Raw genomic sequence first — 17069 nt, forward strand, 5'->3', positions numbered from 1 at the left:
TTACAGGATAAACCAATCTGACAGGGCAGGAGATGTGCATAAAGCAGCTTCGGCCCTGTCTGTATATAAGGAGAAGAATGATGAGACGTTTTTATACAGCAGAATCAGTAACAGAAGGACACCCAGACAAAGTATGCGATCAGATAGCAGATGCAATCTTAGATGAATGTCTGCGTTACGATCCATCTTCGAGAGTGGCGTGTGAAGTCCTTGCTACAAGAGGAAATGTGTTTGTAGCAGGAGAAATCACCAGCGGATATGAGCCGCCAGTGTTTGATGTGATCCGAAAAGTTCTGGAAGAATGCGGATATTGTACAGATGGAATAGAAATGGATACGTTTGTACACCAGCAGAGTCCAGATATTGCGAAAGCAGTGAGTGTGTCGAAAGAATTTCGGGATAATATTGGTGCAAAGATAAGAGACAGAAGCAGGGGAGCTGGAGATCAGGGTGTTATGGTCGGATATGCGTGCGATGATACTCCGCAGCTTATGCCAATGCCGACTGTTCTGGCACACCGGATCACACGTGAACTTTCGGCTTGCAGAAGAAGTGGATATATCAAAGATATCTTTTCTGATGGAAAAGCACAGGTAACCGTAGAATATGAAGATGGAAAACCAGTGAGATTGGAAAGTGTTGTTGTTTCCTGCCAGCATGGTACAGAAAAGAGTCTGAAAAAGTTAGATGCTGAGATCAGAGAGAAGGTGCTTCGCCCGGCACTCAGATTATTGCCGCCGGATGAGGATACGAAGATTCTGATTAATCCGTCAGGAAGATTTGTGTGCGGAGGGTTTGATGCAGATACCGGACTGACCGGAAGAAAGCTGATGGTGGATACTTATGGCAGTGTGGTTCCGCATGGCGGCGGTGCATTTTCAGGAAAGGACTGTTCGAAAGTAGACCGTTCGGCGGCTTATATGGCAAGGTATATCGCAAAAAATATAGTAGCAGCTGAGTTTGCAAGCAAGTGTCAGGTGTCGCTGGCTTATGCAATCGGAGTAGCAGAACCGGTTATGATTGAGGTAGATACCTTTGGTACAGGAAAAGTGTGTGCAGATGATTGTCTGGCGGCAGCAATCCCACTGGTGTTTGGAGTGACACCCGTTCAGATCATGGAATCCCTTCGACTGAATCGTCCGATTTTCCGGCAGACGGCAGTTTTTGGTCATTTTGGAAGAAAGGAGTTTCCTTGGGAGCGGACGGATAAGGTACTGGCTCTTCAGGATGCGATTCTGTAATGCCCTGGGTAACGGAAGAAGAGATTCAGGCGGCAAAAAATATGACTGCGTATGAGTATTTGCGGACGCATCAGGCACAGCGACTGCAAAAGACAAGAACCAGAAATGAATGGCAGTTGACGGACCATGACAGTTTTAAAATTAATGAACTGTCCAGCAAATGGCATTGGAAATCCAGAGATATCGGTGGTGTGTCCGCACTGCGGTTCCTGATTGAAGTAGATGGAATGAAATTTACAGATGCCGTAAAACTGCTGTGCGAAGAGAGTCCGTCTTTTATTCCGACACAGTCTGCCGAAAAGGAAAAACCACTATTTAAACTGCCGGAGAGGTATTGTAATTGCAGACGAATCAGGGCTTATTTAAACCACAGAGGAATCAGCGATGAAGTGATCACGTATTGTATGTTGCATGAAATCCTTTATGAAAGTGTCCCGTATCATAACGCTGTTTTTGTTGGGAAAGATGAATCCGGAAAAGCAAGATATGCATTCCTGCGAGGAATCTATGAAAAAAACGGGAAGGGATTCAAGATGGAGCAGACCGGGAGTGAAAAAAAGTACAGCTTTTGTATTCCACCTGAAAGAGAAACAAAACGAGTTGCCGTATATGAAGCGTGTATTGATGCACTGGCACACATGACACTGGAAGAGGGAAAAAGGGATAAATATCGTCTTTCCCTTGGGGGAATCGCTGCTCCGAAAGAAAACGCACAGATACAGAGTGAACGTTTTAAAAAGCCGCCGGACGCACTGGAAGAGTTTCTGAAGAACCATCCGGAAATCAAAGAAATTGAAATCTGTACCGATAATGACTTTGCAGGAAGATGGGCGAAAGAACAGATGAAAAAACATTATGAGGGAACGTATCAGATTATTTGCAATCTGCCGGAAAAAGAAGGTGCAGATTATGCAGACCTTGCGAAAGAAAAAAAGCAGACAAATAAATGCAGGGACAGACCATTAGAAAGAAGGTGATAGAGAATGGAAGAAAAAGGAACGCTGCACGTACATCTGTTGACAGAGCTGACTGGAAATCTTTATTCAGAAGAATCCGAATGGGAAGAAGATTGGTCGGAGAGTGATGAATATGGAATGCCGTTAGATGGAACAGAACTTGCCGATTATGAAGAAGTCATCCGAGAAGAACTGGAACGTTATGGGGAAGATGATCTCATGCAGTATTTTGATGGAAGTGAGTCCATTCAGGGAAAGATACAAAGTGCAGTTGTTACGATAGAAAACAAAGACGGAATCCTGTACGGCTGTACCAAACTGGAATTAAATGAATTTTTAAGTCAGGAAGAACTACAGGAATTCACCGAATACATTACAGGACAGTACAGTGACGGTTGGGGTGAAGGATTTGAGCAGAGGGATATAAAGGTGGATGGTGGAACGCTGAATGTGCATTTCTGGCATCCAGATATGGAACAGCCGAAAATGTATGAAAAGAAAACAGAGCAGATTCCGACAAAGCCTGAGAAACAACGTCCCAAGTTACAGCTCCTTGGACATGATGGGAATATTTTTTCCATTATGGGCGATGCCTCAACTCTTTTGAAAAAGAATAAACAGACAGCAGAAGCAAAAGAAATGTGTAAAAGAGTATTGGAAAGTGGGGATTATTACAAAGCACTTTTGATTATCAGCGAATACGTGGAAACCGAGTTGAGTCCGCCACAAAAAGAAAATAAAAAGACAAAGAAGAAAAATCAGCCGGAACGCTGAGAAAAGAAAGGATGATGCCTATGACAAATGGCCTGAGTTTGGAAGAACTTATGAAAGAGGGAACATACCCAGAGGAATATGCTGAAGGGGAAAACTGGAAAATATTACATGGAGATACATTAAAACTGGTCAAAGCATTCCAGCCGGGAATCTTTGATGCAGTCATTACCGATCCACCGTATGCGTCCGGTGGAACAAAGCAGAATGAAAGAAATCGTACTACAAACCAGAAATACAGCAGTATGAGTGCTGCAAATGCACTTCCGGATTTTGATGGCGATAATAAAGATCAGAGATCATGGACTCACTGGATGGCTGAGTGGCTTTACGATGTGCGGAAAGCCTGCAAGAAAGGTGCTCCGATCTGTCTGTTCATTGACTGGCGTCAGTATCCATCGATTACCGATGCATTGCAGTGGGCAGGATGGATCTGGAGAGGAACAGCGGTGTGGGATAAGGGAAACTCCCGTCCACAGAAAGGCCGTTTTCGCCAGCAGGCTGAATACATTGTGTGGGGCAGTAACGGACCGATGCCGATCAACCGTCCGGTATCTTGTCTGCCGGGCGTCTTCCGATATGGAAATCCGCAGAACCGGATTCATGTGACAGAGAAACCGTTGCAGCTTATGAAAGATGTCATCCAGATTTGTGAACCGGGAGGACTGATCCTGGACCCGTTTGCCGGAGCAGGAACAACTGTCCTTGCAGCGGTTATGACAGGTTATCGTGCAGTGGGAATTGAGGTAACAGATGCCTACTACAAACTGGGAAGTGACAGAGTGAGAATTGCATTAGAAGCAGCGCAGAAAGAGGATGAAAAGTAGTCGGGATGTCCAATAGGACATCTTGTTTTTTATAGAGAAAATGAATGGCATCCAACTGGATGCAGGAAGGAGATGGAGCGTATGGAACAGGCGCTGGCTTATGTGTGCTGTTCAGCAGAAGAAAGCCGGGTAAAAGTGCAGAAATATTGCAGAAAAATCTATGAACTTGGGTATGTACCAATCTGTCCGAGATTTGTATTCTCACCATTCTTGGAAGAGTCCGATGCAGAAGATATGCAGGGATATGGAAGAATGTCACATATCCTTTTGCGGAGATGCCGGATGGTAGTCGTATGTGGAAAAGAAGTGACAGGAACAATGAATACCGAAATCAGTATGGCAGACAGACTCCATATCATTTGTACGACACTTGATGGATTGGTACAGATCAAAGAATCAAAATAAATCAGAATCGAGTCAATCCAGTTCTACAGAAACTGGCGGTACTCGTTTTGCAAGCATAGCGTTTGGATATCCAAACGCACTTTGGGGAGAACCCCAATCCCCCGGACACAGACGGAAATGGAAAGGAAGGATCAAGTCATGTTAAGAAATGGAGTAATGATTGTAATCGCATTGATGAGCGGAGGATTTATAGGAGTGATAGTGACCTGTTGCATGGTTGCAGCGAAAAAATCCGATGAGGAGCTTGGCGATATGATGAAAGAGAAAAGAGAAGGGACGGTGATGCAATGCGAAAACGAAACCATGTGATCCCGGTGCGGTTAAATGCAAGGGAACTCAGGGAATTGGAGGAACAGGTGGAAAAAAGCGGACTGAGTCGGGAAGAGTTTATGCGTTCGCTGATCTTAGGAGCACAGGTACACGCAAAACCTTGTGAACATCACCCGGAACTGCTTAGGAAGATAGCGGGTCTGTGCAATAATGCGAACCAGCTTGCCCATGTTGCGAATGCTTCGGGAATGGCAAGTGAGCAGAGTGTACAGGAAATGCTCCGGCTTACCAAAGAGACATGGCATCTGGTAAAGGAAGAGTGGTAATGACAGATGGCTTATACAAGTGTTATCCCCGTCCACCGCCTGGACCGTTCCATCGAATATGTGAAAGACAAAGAAAAAACCACACAGAAAGCAGACTCTCTGGAGGCTGCCATTGATTATGCCATGAACCGGACAAAGACGGAACAAGCGGTCTTCGAAGATACCATCGGATGCACCAATGAAAATGCGTATGAAGATATGCTGACAACGAAAAAGAGATTCCATAAGATGGGCGGTGTGGAAGGATACCATCTGGTACAGAGTTTTGCAGAAGGTGAGGTGACACCGGAACTGGCACATCTCATCGGGCAGGAACTGGCAGACCGGCTCTTAAAAGGACAGTTTGAAGTAGTCATAACAACACATCTTAATACCAGACACTATCATAATCATATTGTCTGGAATTCTGTAAGCATGGTGGACGGACATAAGTACCATAGTAATGCTAAGAGTTATTATACGGAGATCCGTAAGATTTCCGATGACTTGTGCAGAAAATATGGTCTGTCTATCATTGAATCCAATCAGAAAAAATCAATCCCTTATGTACAGTGGAAAGCAGAACAGGAAGGAAAACCGACATGGAGAATGGCGATCCGTTTGGATATCAGGGAATCGGTACAGGAAAGCTACTCCTGGTTACAATTCCTAAAAGAGATGGAAAAGCGGGGTTATACATGGAAACTGAACAGGAAATACATTTCTTTAAAAGCTCCGGGAATGGAGCGGTATATCCGTCTGCGTTCTCTCGGAAAAAACTATTCCGAAGAGGAAATACGTGGGCAGATACTACAGCCAAAGGTGAAACGAGTCTATCAAAAGGCAGTACAGATTCATCCCAAAAAGAAACTGACCGGGATTCAGGCACTGTATTATTCCTATTTATATCAAATGGGGGTACTGCCAAAAAGACCGAAAAGGAGTCCATACGCTGTCAGAGAGGATATCCGGAAACTGGACCGCAGGATTGAACAGATTGAATTTCTACTGAAACATGACATCATAACCAGAGAGCAGCTTGCCGCGTACCGAGAGCCATTGCAAAAGCAGATTGCGGAACTTATGAAAGAACGCAGAAGATTGTATCGGAATGGGGGCAGGGAGACTGGGGAAGAACGATTGTCCGAAATCAATGAGGAATTGAAGCGACTCCGTAAGGAAGTTCGTATGACCGTTCAGATTGAGAAACATTCCTTGGAAATCGAAGCGAGACTTCAGGAAGCGGAAGAACAGAGCCAGAATGAAAAACGTGTGGAAGATAAAGAAAGAATGCAGAAAAGTCAGGAGGTGAGATAAGTATGAATTACGGAGCAGAACCGGCAGATCAGGTGGTACGGTACAGTCTGGAAGGGATGGAGTATTCGCTGAAGATCACCGGGAATGTAGCAAAGCATGTGGCAGTCTTTATTGCTGCCGCCTTGAAGGACCAGAAAAAGACAAGAGGGAAAACAAGACTTACCAGAATGTTAAAGGAACAGCGCCCGATGAAATTTTTTACCGTTCCGGGTGACCGTTTAAAAGAATTTGCAAAAGAAGCCAAGGCGAGAGGTATCTTATATGTAGTCATCAAAGATAAGGTGAATCCGGACCAGACAGAGGTCATGGTATTTGCAGATGATGCAGCGAAGATGAATCGGGTATTAGACCGGATGAATCTGGATTTTGTAAAAGCAGAATCAGGCTCTATGGTTACGGAAGCAGTGGAAAAAGAGACTGCACCGGAAAAGGCAGAAAACCAGATGGAAAAAGAAACCGGGGAGAATGTACGGACAGAGACCGTTGTCCTGCCGGAAGGCAAGATAGAATTTGAACTGGACGATGCGGAAGAAATGTTCCAGATCGGGGATGAGGCTTTCCCGGAAGGAAATTTTACACAGGCGCAGGAGGGGGAAGAAAAGAATCCATCCGAACCTTTCTCGCGCAACAGAAATACTTCTTCCGATCGGGAAATTAGCTGGAAAGAAAAGAATGAAAAACCATCTGTGCGGAAAGAACTCGGAGATATCCGCAAGGAACAGGAAGAGAAACGTAAGAGGCCGGACAGACGGAAAAATGCCAGAGAGAGCCGGAAGAAACGTAAGAATATGAAAACGAAAGGCAGGTAATGTATATGGATTTAACAGATATGATTTCAGGGGGAACGGAAGAACAGCAGGTTCCTGAACAGAAATTGACGAAAGAAGAATATGCAGCCAAAAAACAGCAGGAAAGAGAAGAGGTATGGGCTGAAGTAGATTCACAGGCACAGGGAGTTTTTCAGGATGGAGAAAAACTGAAAGGCTTTCTGGACTTTATGGCAGAGTGTAATACCCAGAGAACACCGAATCTGCTTTTGATTTACGGACAGCATCCAGATTTTAAGGTGGTAAGGTCTTATGAACGCTGGAGAGAAGAACACCGTTCGGTCAAAGTCGGGGAACATGGCATTACTTATATGATTTCCACTGAATACGAAAAAGACGGAGAAATGCGGAGAGGGTATACGATTGGAAAAGGATTTGACATCAGTCAGATGTCTGGAAAGCCATTGGAAGAACGCCCTCAGCGAAGTCTGACAGAACTGATAGGAACTGTCTTAAAAGACCAGTCGGTACGTGTGCAGATTGAGGATGATCTGCCAGACAAAGTGCAGGCCCAGTACAATCCGAGATACCGTACCATTTATATCCGCAACGGAATGAGTGAAGTAACGACATTCCATGCACTGAACAGAGAACTGGCGTGTGCAGCACTGGACCAGCATACCGGAACCTACAGCCGACAGAAAGTCAGTGCACAGGCTTATTGTGCAGCCTATGTGATTGCGAAACGTTATGGTGTGGATGTTACCGGATTCAATCTGGAGTATATTGCACAGAGAAATGAATGTGGAAAGAAAGATCCACAGGAACTGAGAGACTTTTTAAATGATGTCCGTCAGGCTTCCTATAGTATCCGAAACCATATCGAACGGAATTTTGGTGCAAAGGAACAGGAGTATGTAACCGATGAGTTCGCAATCGGAGACCCTGTAAAAACACCGGAAACCAAGGATGAAAAAGCATCTGGAAAAGAGAAAAAAGCAAAGAACCAGCCGGAACGATAAAAGTGAAAAAGTTGGACGGTTGGAGTAGCTATTACGGAGGTCTTGTGATATGGTTGGTGTAACAAAAAAGGAGGTCAGCCAGATGACAAAATACTATTTGAAGATGGATAACATTATGAAAAATATGTTCGTGGTGGCACTGAATGATGAGCTACAGGCGCAGAGTGAGCAGGATGAATGTTTGGAAGAAACGAAAGCTCTTCTGAAAAAAGTAAGTGAATACGACCTCGCTCAGAAACGACTGCAGATTACAGCCGGGGAACAAAGGCAGATCCGTAAGGCACTGAACAGACTCAGAAGTAAATATCTTGCAGCCGGAAGATACAGTGATGGAATAGATAAAGTTATTATTCAGGTTGCAAAACCGAATACTAGCAGACACATGTTCTGGTAGAGAAAGGAGTGGTTGATTGGTCATTTATTCAAGAGAAAAAGTGGCAAGACTTAGAGAACAGTATCCGGCAGGAACAAGAATCTGTCTGAATTCGATGGATGGAGAAGCGGGTATGCCGCAGGGACTGGAAGGAACTGTGCAGTATGTGGATGATGCAGGCCAGCTTGGTGTTAAGTGGGACAACGGCAGAAGTCTCTCACTGATACCGGGAGTGGATTCCTTTCATAAGAAAGAAGGACAGGGACATCCAGAAGAAAAGCCACGCAAGAAAAGAGAATCTGACTTGCAGAGATAAGTACAAAAAAGCAGGACTGGGTTCTGTATCTTGTCTTTCTGCCATTTGTCTGGTGGGCGGCAGCGATTACCGCTTGTGCCATTACACCGGATAAGAATTTTATTCAAATCTTAGAAACGCTGAGCGAAAAACTCGAACAGCCGTTTTTTATCACGTATACACCGTATACGTTCAAATGTATTCTGATATTCACAGCAGCCTATTTCTTAGGCATTGGTATTTATGAATCCCAAAAAAGAAATTATAGAAGAGGCGTGGAACATGGTTCCGCAAAATGGGGCAACGTGTCCGAAATCTGCAGACGTTACTGCGAAAAGCAGTACACGAATAATCTGCTTCTGACACAGCATTTCCGCATGGGACTGGATGGATATAAGCATAAACGAAATTTAAATGTGCTGGTAGTCGGAGGTTCCGGGGCAGGAAAGAGCCGGACCTATGCGATTCCGAACATCATGCAGTGCAACTGCTCGATGGTGATCACAGATCCGAAAGCGGAACTTCTGCGCAAAACAGGAGGTGTTCTGGAACGGAATGGATATGAAGTCCGGGTTTTTGATTTGATCAATCCGGAGACTTCCTGGTGTTATAATCCGTTTGCGTATGTCCGGGATGACAAGGATGTGCTGAAACTAATTAACAACCTGATCCGCAACACGACACCGAAAGGTGCACAAAGCTCGGACCCGTTCTGGGAAAAGTCAGAGACTGCACTTTTACAGGCACTTATGCTGTATTTACTGCATGAAGCTCCACCGGAAGAACAGAACTTCCCGATGATTATGGAAATGCTTGGAAGCGCACAGGTCAAAGAAGATGATGAGGATTACCAGTCACCATTGGACATTTTGTTTGAAAGACTGGAAATGCGGGACCCAGAGAGTATTGCGGTCAAGCAGTATGCCATTTATAAGCAGGCGGCCGGAAAGACCGCAAAGTCTATTTTGATATCGGTTGGTGTCCGTCTGGCAGCGTTCAATCTGAAACAAATCGCCAACCTGACCTGTACGGACGAACTGGACTTATACAGTATTGGGGAGAAAAAAGTAGCACTGTTTTGCTGTATTCCGGATGCAGACACCAGCATGAATTATCTGGTCGGCATGATTTACAGTAATCTGTTTCAGACACTGTATTATGTGGCAGATCGGAAGTACGGAGGAAGGCTTCCGATTCCGGTACACTGCATTATGGATGAATGGCCAAACGTAGCCTTGCCGGATGATTTTGACAAGATTCTGGCAACCATGCGTTCCAGAGGGATTTCCTGCAGTATCATCATCCAGAACATTGCACAGATGAAAGCCTTATTTAAAGACTCGTATGAGAGTCTGATCGGCAACTGCGATGAATTTTTATATCTGGGTGGAAATGAAAAAGAAGGACATAAGTATGTCTCGGAATTATTGGGAAAAGAGACATTGGATACCAATACCTACGGACAGACAAAAGGGCGTAGCGGCAGCTATTCGGTGAATTATCAGCAGACAGGAAGGGAACTTTTAACACCGGATGAAATACGGCTTTTAGATAACCGCAAAGCGATTTTGTTTATTCGTGGGGAGCGTCCGATCATGGACGATAAATATGATTTAAAAAAGCATGTGAATTTCAGATACACAGAGGACGGTGGTGCATCGCCTTATGATTATGCGAAAACACCACTGGCTCACGACGACCTAAAGATTGACATTAACAGATTAGACGATTACGAACTGCTGTCTACCGAGGACATCCTTGGTGAATAGCAGTTTTTTGATGGATTGGAGTGATGTGTATTGAAGAAACTTCTCACAGGAGAAAAAAATAGAACAAAAAAGAATACAACTGAAAAAATGATAACCCCGATGCCGATGGGGAGAAAACAGAAAAAGTGGATGAGCCTTTATATGGCACTGGTACTGACCGTAACGGTTGGAGCAACGACCGCATTCGCAGCCGGAGATCCGTTGTCCGTTATCAATAACCTGTCTACCTTTATTTTTTCTCTGATTCGTGCGATCGGTTTGATTTTGCTTGGATTTGGTGTTGTGCAGGTTGGTCTGTCTTTAAAAAGCCATGATCCAAGCCAGAGGGCAAATGGATTTCTGACACTGGCCGGAGGGGTAATTATTACGTTCGCCAAAGAAATCCTCGATTTGATTATGGCGTAAGCCTCTTTGAAAAAATATATCAGGAAACAGCAGGAGTGCCGGAAGGTACTCCTGTATTCAAAAATATGTTTAAGGAGGTGAGAGTTTTTGAGTGATAACTGGATTGTACAGAATCTAAACTCAGCACTATCCACATGGAGTGAAAAGATGGCAGAACTGTGGACTCTGCTGACCGAAAATCCGGCAACTTTTAAGGGCGGCGGCATCTGGCGGATTATGGTAAATATTAATGATGCACTGACAGCCATTGCTTATGGATTACTGGTATTATTTTTCGCAGCCGGAATCATTAAAACGTGTGGCAGTTTTACAGATCTGAAAAAGCCGGAACATGTGCTAAAAGCATTTATCCGGTTTGCACTTGCTCAGGGAGCAATTACATACGGGATGGAACTTATGCAGGCACTGTTTTCCATTGTGCAGGGAATCGTGACAACCGTAATGAGTGGCTCCAGTATGGCAGGAAGCGTGACGGAACTGCCAACGGAGATTGTAGATAAGATTGAGAGCGTGGGAATGCTGGAATCCATTCCGTTGTGGATTGTTACACTGCTTGGCAGTCTGCTGATCACTGTATTGTCATTTGTAATGATCCTGACAGTGTATGGCAGAATGTTCAAAATCTATATGTATACGGCAATCGCCCCGATTCCGATTTCCTCATTTGCAGGAGAACCCACGCAGTCCATTGGAAAGAACTTTATCCGTTCTTATGTAGGCGTATGTCTGGAAGGGGCAATTATTGCACTGGCATGTATTATCTTTTCTGCTTATGCAGCAAGCCCTCCGGCTGTCGGAGATACGGAGTTGAGTGCAGTTACAATCGTGTGGAACTATGTCGGAGAACTGGTATTTAATTTACTGGTGCTGGTTGGAGCAATTAAGGCATCTGACCGTATTGTCAGAGAAATGATGGGACTTGGAGGTTAAAAATATGGATATAAAGAAAACATTAAGATATAACTGGGAATTTGGACGTGAGACAGTAGCAATACGAGTGAGCTCTTATCGGAACAATGGAAATTTATATGTAGGACTCTGCCATAAGGAAGGGAGAGAATGGGAAGATTTTGGAGATGTAACCATTAATCTGCCCTATCAGTTCTTAGAGCCAAATGAGGCTTTTATAACAGGAGATTTTACCAAGGATATGCTTCATTTTATCAAGGAACATAAACTAGGAAAAGTGTTGAATGAAACAGGAAGATCAGGATATGCAACCTATCAGAAGGTAGCGTTTGATCTAGCAAGACTTGCGGAATTTGATCCGGAAGGCGTTGCAGAACACTGTAGATTTGCCGGGATAGAAGTACCGAAAGAAAAACCACAGAAAACGAAGAAACAAAGCAGAGGAAAGGAGCGATAAGTTATGGAAGTCAAGATGAATAAAGAAATCCGGGACTATCAGGAATCCATGTTTATGGGACTGGACCTGAGACAATGTGTGTGTTCTGTTCTTGCGATTCTTACAGCAATCGGAATTTACTTTGGAATGCGTGAAATTACCGGACAGGAAATAACCGGATGGCTGTGTGTGCTTGGTGCTACTCCATTTGCTGCCTGTGGCTTTTTCAAATATCATGGTATGACAGCCGAACAGTTTTTATGGGCAGTGATCAAATCCGAATTGCTGTATCCGAAGAAACTGGTGTTTCAGTCGGAAGATATCCACTACTCCTGCATGCAGGAGACCATCTCGCTGGGAGAAAAGAATCAAAAGGATGGAGCGGAAATCATAAAAGAGCGGGAGCAAAGAGCAGAAGCAAAACAGAGAAAGAAACGCAAGGGAAGGAGTGATGCCTTTGATTAAAACCTTAAGTCAGGCACTTCGGATGGATAAGGAACGCTTCAAAGTTCCGAAATCAGTCCAACAGGCAATTCCCATCCAGCGAATCTGGCCGGATGGAATTTTTCAACAGGGAACGAAATTCTCAAAAACATATCGTTTTACAGATATCAACTATTATATTGCGAGTAAGGACAATAAGACAGAAATGTTTCTGGATTATTCCGAACTCTTAAATTCACTGGATTCCGGCATTTCTGCCAAAATTACCATCAATAACCGGAGAATCAATAAAGAAGAATTTGAAAAATCAATCCTGCTTCCAATGAAGGAAGATGGACTGGACCACTACCGGGAAGAATACAACGAAATGCTCCTGTCTAAGATTACAGGAACAAACAACAGCATCTATCAGGAACGGTATCTGACTGTCAGTGTACATAAAAGATCGATTGACGATGCAAGAACCTATTTTGCACGTATCGGAACAGACATCGTAACACATCTGGCAAAGTTATCGTCCACAGCAGAAGGACTGGACGCAGAGAGCCGGCTCCAGATTTTCAGGGACTTCTTCAAGGGAGATGTCCCACAGGCATTTCCGTTTGATCTGAAACAATTTGCCAAGAAGGGAACAAGTTTCAAGGACTGGATGTGTCCGGATTCTATGGAATTTGAACGTGACCATTTTAAAATCGGTGACAGGTACGGAAGAGTCCTGTATATGCAGGATTATGCAAGTTATGTTAAAGATGACATGATTTCAGAACTGTGTGACTTCAGCCGGAATCTGATATTGTCGATTGATATCCTGCCAGTCCCTACGGATGAAGCGGTAAGGGAAATCCAGAACCGACTGCTTGGTGTGGAAACCAACGTGACCAACTGGCAGAGAAGGCAGAACGCTAATAATAACTTCTCGGCAATCGTACCATACGATATGGAACTTCAGAGAAAAGAAACCAAGGAAATGCTCGATGATCTGACAACCAGAGACCAGCGTATGATGTTCGGAATTTTGACAATGGTACATCTGGCAGACAGTAAAAAACAGTTGGATTCCGATACGGAATTATTATTGTCGATAGCAAGAAAGCATCTGTGCCAGATGGCAACATTAAAGTGGCAGCAAGTGGACGGACTCAATACAGTGCTTCCTTACGGACTGCGAAAGATCAATGCCCTGCGTACATTGACAACGGAATCAACGGCTGTTTTAATCCCGTTCCATACACAGGAAATCCTGCAGCCGGGCGGTATCTATTATGGGCAGAATGCAGTCAGCAAGAACCTTCTGGTAGCCGACCGGAAGAAACTGATGAATGGAAACAGTTTCCGGTTGGGCGTCAGTGGATCAGGAAAGAGCTTTTCGGCAAAAGAAGAGATTGTGCATCTGGCATTGAGTACCGATGACGATATCCTGATTCTTGATCCGGAGTCCGAATTCACAAAATTAGTAGAGGCTCTGGGTGGACAGGTTGTAAAAGTATCTGCGACATCAGACAATCACCTGAATGCAATGGATATGGACGCAGCCTACGGCAATGAAAAGAATCCACTGATTGAAAAATCGGAGTTTATTCTGTCTGTATTTGAACAGTTGGTTGGAGCAGGAAACCTGTCAGCAAAAGAAAAGTCAATCCTGGACCGCTGTGCTGCAGATGTGTACCGGGATTATATCCGAAGTGGTTATACCGGAGAAGTTCCGACATTGAAAGATATGTACCGACAGCTGATGTTACAGCCGGAAGAAGAGGCAAGAGGACTGGCATTATCATCCGAACTTTTTATCAATGGAAGCCTGAACACCTTTGCACAGCCGACCAATGTGAATAAGAAGAACAGGATCATGGATTATGATATCCGGGAACTGGGGGAACAGCTTATGCCACTGGGAATGCTGGTTACCTTAGACAGTATTTTCAACAGGGTAATTCAGAACTGGAAAGAAGGAAAAACGACATGGATATTTGCTGATGAGTTCTATCTGTTATTCCGCTATGAATACAGTGCAAATTTCTTCTACCGACTGTACAAGAGAATCAGAAAATACAATGGATTCGTGACAGGTTTAACCCAAAATGTTGAGGAACTTCTGAAATCGGACACTGCAAGACTGATGTTGGCAAACAGTGAGTTTTTGATTCTTTTGAATCAGGCAAGTACAGACAGGGAAGAATTGGCAGCTCTTTTGAATATTTCCGAAAACCAACTGTCCTATATTACAAATGTATCGGTTGGCAGTGGTCTGATCCGTTGCTCTGGAAATATCGTACCATTTGAGAATACGTTCCCAAAGAATACAGACCTTTATAAACTAATGACAACAAAACCGGGAGAATCATAATGAAGAAAAAAGAAGAAGTAACGATAACTTTTTATGCTGCAGAGTGCGGTGAGTTCCATGATTTAGGAGAATATACAAAATGCAGAACGCTGGAAGAGGCATATAAAAAGTACCAGAAGTATTGTAGAACATCTGCCAATATGTGTCCGGCTATTGAATTTTCTATCCATGATCCGGACTCTATTTATTCGGATATGGAATATCCATTGCCGTTGTCATCCAAAGACAGGGGGGATTTGGAACTTGTGCCATATTACAACGAGCATCCGTTGGTAAATGAAGCAATCAGACAGTTGGAAAAGTTACAGAAACAGCAGGAAAAAAAGAAACATCGGGATGTTGCCCGATGAGATAAAAACTACGGAAAGAGGGTGACCGGATGAAAGATATCAAGGAACGGGTAAGGGATAAGAATCCGAAGATTCGAAATCCGGCTGCCCGGCTTCCGAAAGAACTGATTCGCTCGGCTGTACTGGAAGCAAAAGAAAAGCCAAGGGAACTACATGAGAAAAGCAGTGGTCAGTCAGACTCTCCAACACAGTATGGCATTGAAAAAATAGAATCCGTACAGTACAGGGCGGCGAGTGTGACAGGAAAAACCATAGGGAAAACCACATATCGAGGTGGGAAAAAACTTGCCGGAGTGACCTACAGGAAGATAAAAGAAAGAAAAAGCAGACAGGAAGAAGCGAAAGCTGCCGAAGAAGCAATGGAGCAGGGGGCAGAAAGCGGAAAGAAATTAATCAAGTTGAAACCGGAGCAGGCAGCACTTGCCAAGGAGAATGGTAAACGGCAGGTGAAAGCAGCACCGAGAGTGGTAAAAGTATCCGGTCTGTCTCAAGAAAAAATAAAGACACAGGCATCCATGCAGAAACAGCAGATGGAAAAAAGTCTTCAGGCGATGCAGAAAGCAAGAGCAGCCCAGATGGCAAGAAAGTCAGCACAGGCATCGGCAGAAAGTGGAAAAGCAGTCCTTCAGGTAACTGGAAAGGGTTCAAAGTTATCCGTACAGGGAATTACAGCAGCGATTCAAAAAGGGGTAGTAGCTCTTGAAAAAATGGGAAAATGGATTGCTGCCGGAGGTAGTGCATTTCTTCTGGTATTTATTCTGATTGTGGGAATCATTGCAGGAGCAGCTTTCAGCAGTAATTCGGAAAGCTCCGAATCCCTAAGTGAAGAAGTGCTTGCGTATACTTCTGTGATACAGCAGTATGCATCCCAATACGGCATTCCGGAATATGTGTCTGCGATACAGGCCATCATGATGCAGGAATCTGGAGGCAGGGGAACAGACCCGATGCAGTGTTCGGAAAGTCCATATAATACAAGATTCCCACACACTCCTGGTTCTATTACTGATCCGGATTATTCGATAGAGGTTGGAGTACAGACCTTTGCAGACTGTATCAGACAGGCAGGATGCAGCAGTCCACAGGATCTGGACAAGCTGAAACTTGCATGGCAGGGATATAACTATGGAAATGGCTACATAGGATGGGCATTGCAAAGAGGCGGTTATACAGAAGCCAATGCATTGCAGTTTTCACAGGAACAGGCAGCTTCGCATGGATGGAGCAGTTACGGAGATCCCCAATACGTTCCCCATGTGATGCGGTATTATTCCGGTGGCAGCCTGTTTGCTGGTTTGTTTGGTAATCAGCAGATTGTGTCGGTTGCAATGGGGCAGCTTGGAAACAGTGGCGGTCAGAAGTTCTGGAGCTGGTACGGATTTGACAGTCGGGTAGAATGGTGTGCCTGTTTTGTAAGCTGGTGTGCGGATCAGAGCGGTCTGATTGCAAGTGGGAATGTTCCTAAATTCTCATTGTGCAGTGATGGAGTGTCCTGGTTTCAGGGAAAGAATAAGTGGCAGAGTGGCGGAACAACTCCGACAGCTGGAATGATCATCTTTTTTGACTGGGATCATGATGGAACATCGGATCATGTAGGAATAGTAGAAAAGTGTGAAGGTGGAAGAGTTTACACGATTGAGGGAAATTCCAGTGATCAGGTACGGCAGAGAAATTATGCAGTAGATTACAGTTCTATAATGGGATATGGGGTGATAAATTGATGGTTTCTTTCATAATTTGTTAAGGATTTTATAAGGGAGTTAATGAATCCTTTGGAAAATAGTCACAAAATAGTCACAGTTGATTGATAAATTGTTATTGTAACTTTTAGTGATAGACATATAAAGAGTTAGAAATCTTTAT

The 17069-nt window shown here is 44.1% G+C and carries 20 protein-coding genes; all 20 read left to right on the forward strand.

Annotated features, from left to right (window positions below; translation table 11 throughout):
- The first annotated feature begins 80 nt into the window (after positions 1-80).
- The 20 genes from metK (at position 81) to PGQ38_RS13490 (ending at position 16927) form a co-directional block, all read left to right on the forward strand.
- The gene (metK, locus tag PGQ38_RS13395) at positions 81-1241 is read left to right on the forward strand and encodes a methionine adenosyltransferase (RefSeq protein WP_270248148.1); all 1161 of its coding nucleotides are present in this window, start codon (positions 81-83) and stop codon (positions 1239-1241) included.
- On the forward strand, positions 1241-2218 hold the full coding sequence (locus PGQ38_RS13400; RefSeq protein WP_270248145.1) for a DUF3991 and TOPRIM domain-containing protein: 978 nt from the start codon (positions 1241-1243) through the stop codon (positions 2216-2218). The genes metK and PGQ38_RS13400 overlap by 1 nt, the downstream gene beginning before the upstream one ends.
- Positions 2219-2224: 6 nt before the next feature.
- The gene (locus tag PGQ38_RS13405; protein ID WP_270248143.1) at positions 2225-2971 is read left to right on the forward strand and encodes a hypothetical protein; all 747 of its coding nucleotides are present in this window, start codon (positions 2225-2227) and stop codon (positions 2969-2971) included.
- A gap of 20 nt (positions 2972-2991) precedes the next feature.
- Positions 2992-3795 carry a DNA-methyltransferase gene (locus tag PGQ38_RS13410; protein WP_330670071.1) on the forward strand — a complete coding sequence of 268 codons (804 nt, stop codon included), beginning with the start codon at positions 2992-2994 and terminating at the stop codon, positions 3793-3795.
- Positions 3796-3876: 81 nt separating this feature from the next.
- On the forward strand, positions 3877-4200 hold the full coding sequence (locus tag PGQ38_RS13415; protein WP_015513330.1) for a DUF7768 domain-containing protein: 324 nt from the start codon (positions 3877-3879) through the stop codon (positions 4198-4200).
- Between the two features lie 138 nt (positions 4201-4338).
- The gene (locus tag PGQ38_RS13420) at positions 4339-4509 is read left to right on the forward strand and encodes a DUF3789 domain-containing protein (protein ID WP_117482321.1); all 171 of its coding nucleotides are present in this window, start codon (positions 4339-4341) and stop codon (positions 4507-4509) included.
- Positions 4488-4796, forward strand: a complete 309-nt coding sequence (locus tag PGQ38_RS13425) for a plasmid mobilization protein (RefSeq protein ID WP_024852688.1) — start codon at positions 4488-4490, stop codon at positions 4794-4796. The genes PGQ38_RS13420 and PGQ38_RS13425 overlap by 22 nt, the downstream gene beginning before the upstream one ends.
- A gap of 6 nt (positions 4797-4802) precedes the next feature.
- Entirely contained in the window at positions 4803-6092 is a 1290-nt protein-coding gene (locus PGQ38_RS13430; protein WP_007884624.1) for a relaxase/mobilization nuclease domain-containing protein, read from the forward strand.
- Positions 6093-6094: 2 nt separating this feature from the next.
- Positions 6095-6901 (forward strand): PcfB family protein, encoded by an 807-nt coding sequence (locus PGQ38_RS13435; protein ID WP_007884625.1) that lies wholly within the window; start codon positions 6095-6097, stop codon positions 6899-6901.
- A gap of 5 nt (positions 6902-6906) precedes the next feature.
- Positions 6907-7881, forward strand: a complete 975-nt coding sequence (locus PGQ38_RS13440; RefSeq protein WP_044927355.1) for an ArdC family protein — start codon at positions 6907-6909, stop codon at positions 7879-7881.
- Between the two features lie 49 nt (positions 7882-7930).
- A complete protein-coding gene (locus PGQ38_RS13445; protein WP_007884627.1) occupies positions 7931-8275 on the forward strand; it encodes a hypothetical protein in 345 nt (114 codons plus the stop codon).
- Between the two features lie 16 nt (positions 8276-8291).
- Positions 8292-8570 carry a DUF4314 domain-containing protein gene (locus tag PGQ38_RS13450; RefSeq protein ID WP_024852684.1) on the forward strand — a complete coding sequence of 93 codons (279 nt, stop codon included), beginning with the start codon at positions 8292-8294 and terminating at the stop codon, positions 8568-8570.
- Positions 8571-8593: 23 nt separating this feature from the next.
- Positions 8594-10318: a VirD4-like conjugal transfer protein, CD1115 family gene (locus tag PGQ38_RS13455; RefSeq protein ID WP_154301185.1), complete on the forward strand. Its 1725-nt coding sequence runs from the start codon at positions 8594-8596 to the stop codon at positions 10316-10318.
- 87 nt (positions 10319-10405) lie between these two features.
- Positions 10406-10723 (forward strand): glutamyl-tRNA amidotransferase, encoded by a 318-nt coding sequence (locus PGQ38_RS13460; protein WP_044927371.1) that lies wholly within the window; start codon positions 10406-10408, stop codon positions 10721-10723.
- An 87-nt stretch (positions 10724-10810) separates the two neighbouring features.
- Positions 10811-11653 (forward strand): VirB6/TrbL-like conjugal transfer protein, CD1112 family, encoded by an 843-nt coding sequence (locus PGQ38_RS13465; RefSeq protein ID WP_172590441.1) that lies wholly within the window; start codon positions 10811-10813, stop codon positions 11651-11653.
- Between the two features lie 4 nt (positions 11654-11657).
- Complete coding sequence (locus tag PGQ38_RS13470; RefSeq protein WP_007884639.1) at positions 11658-12089, forward strand: DUF4313 domain-containing protein; 432 nt, start codon at positions 11658-11660, stop codon at positions 12087-12089.
- A gap of 3 nt (positions 12090-12092) precedes the next feature.
- The gene (locus tag PGQ38_RS13475; protein WP_007884640.1) at positions 12093-12533 is read left to right on the forward strand and encodes a PrgI family protein; all 441 of its coding nucleotides are present in this window, start codon (positions 12093-12095) and stop codon (positions 12531-12533) included.
- A complete protein-coding gene (locus PGQ38_RS13480) occupies positions 12526-14856 on the forward strand; it encodes a VirB4-like conjugal transfer ATPase, CD1110 family (RefSeq protein WP_199596345.1) in 2331 nt (776 codons plus the stop codon). Before PGQ38_RS13475 ends, PGQ38_RS13480 begins: the two co-directional genes overlap by 8 nt.
- Entirely contained in the window at positions 14856-15206 is a 351-nt protein-coding gene (locus PGQ38_RS13485; RefSeq protein ID WP_117482322.1) for a hypothetical protein, read from the forward strand. The genes PGQ38_RS13480 and PGQ38_RS13485 overlap by 1 nt, the downstream gene beginning before the upstream one ends.
- Before the next feature lie 29 nt (positions 15207-15235).
- On the forward strand, positions 15236-16927 hold the full coding sequence (locus tag PGQ38_RS13490) for a lysozyme family protein (protein WP_117482323.1): 1692 nt from the start codon (positions 15236-15238) through the stop codon (positions 16925-16927).
- The last annotated feature ends 142 nt before the right edge of the window (positions 16928-17069 follow it).

The sequence above is a fragment of the Blautia faecis genome, assembly GCF_027662325.1.
Lineage (GTDB): Bacteria > Bacillota > Clostridia > Lachnospirales > Lachnospiraceae > Blautia_A > Blautia_A faecis.

Bases quoted from the DNA above. Each gene is read 5' to 3' on its own strand.
- metK (WP_270248148.1), top strand. From the start codon at position 81: ATGAGACGTTTTTATACAGCAGAATCAGTAACAGAAGGACACCCAGAC.
- PGQ38_RS13400 (WP_270248145.1), top strand. From the start codon at position 1,241: ATGCCCTGGGTAACGGAAGAAGAGATTCAGGCGGCAAAAAATATGACT.
- PGQ38_RS13405 (WP_270248143.1), top strand. From the start codon at position 2,225: ATGGAAGAAAAAGGAACGCTGCACGTACATCTGTTGACAGAGCTGACT.
- PGQ38_RS13410 (WP_330670071.1), top strand. From the start codon at position 2,992: ATGACAAATGGCCTGAGTTTGGAAGAACTTATGAAAGAGGGAACATAC.
- PGQ38_RS13415 (WP_015513330.1), top strand. From the start codon at position 3,877: ATGGAACAGGCGCTGGCTTATGTGTGCTGTTCAGCAGAAGAAAGCCGG.
- PGQ38_RS13420 (WP_117482321.1), top strand. From the start codon at position 4,339: ATGTTAAGAAATGGAGTAATGATTGTAATCGCATTGATGAGCGGAGGA.
- PGQ38_RS13425 (WP_024852688.1), top strand. From the start codon at position 4,488: ATGCGAAAACGAAACCATGTGATCCCGGTGCGGTTAAATGCAAGGGAA.
- PGQ38_RS13430 (WP_007884624.1), top strand. From the start codon at position 4,803: ATGGCTTATACAAGTGTTATCCCCGTCCACCGCCTGGACCGTTCCATC.
- PGQ38_RS13435 (WP_007884625.1), top strand. From the start codon at position 6,095: ATGAATTACGGAGCAGAACCGGCAGATCAGGTGGTACGGTACAGTCTG.
- PGQ38_RS13440 (WP_044927355.1), top strand. From the start codon at position 6,907: ATGGATTTAACAGATATGATTTCAGGGGGAACGGAAGAACAGCAGGTT.
- PGQ38_RS13445 (WP_007884627.1), top strand. From the start codon at position 7,931: ATGGTTGGTGTAACAAAAAAGGAGGTCAGCCAGATGACAAAATACTAT.
- PGQ38_RS13460 (WP_044927371.1), top strand. From the start codon at position 10,406: ATGATAACCCCGATGCCGATGGGGAGAAAACAGAAAAAGTGGATGAGC.
- PGQ38_RS13470 (WP_007884639.1), top strand. From the start codon at position 11,658: ATGGATATAAAGAAAACATTAAGATATAACTGGGAATTTGGACGTGAG.
- PGQ38_RS13475 (WP_007884640.1), top strand. From the start codon at position 12,093: ATGGAAGTCAAGATGAATAAAGAAATCCGGGACTATCAGGAATCCATG.
- PGQ38_RS13485 (WP_117482322.1), top strand. From the start codon at position 14,856: ATGAAGAAAAAAGAAGAAGTAACGATAACTTTTTATGCTGCAGAGTGC.
- PGQ38_RS13490 (WP_117482323.1), top strand. From the start codon at position 15,236: ATGAAAGATATCAAGGAACGGGTAAGGGATAAGAATCCGAAGATTCGA.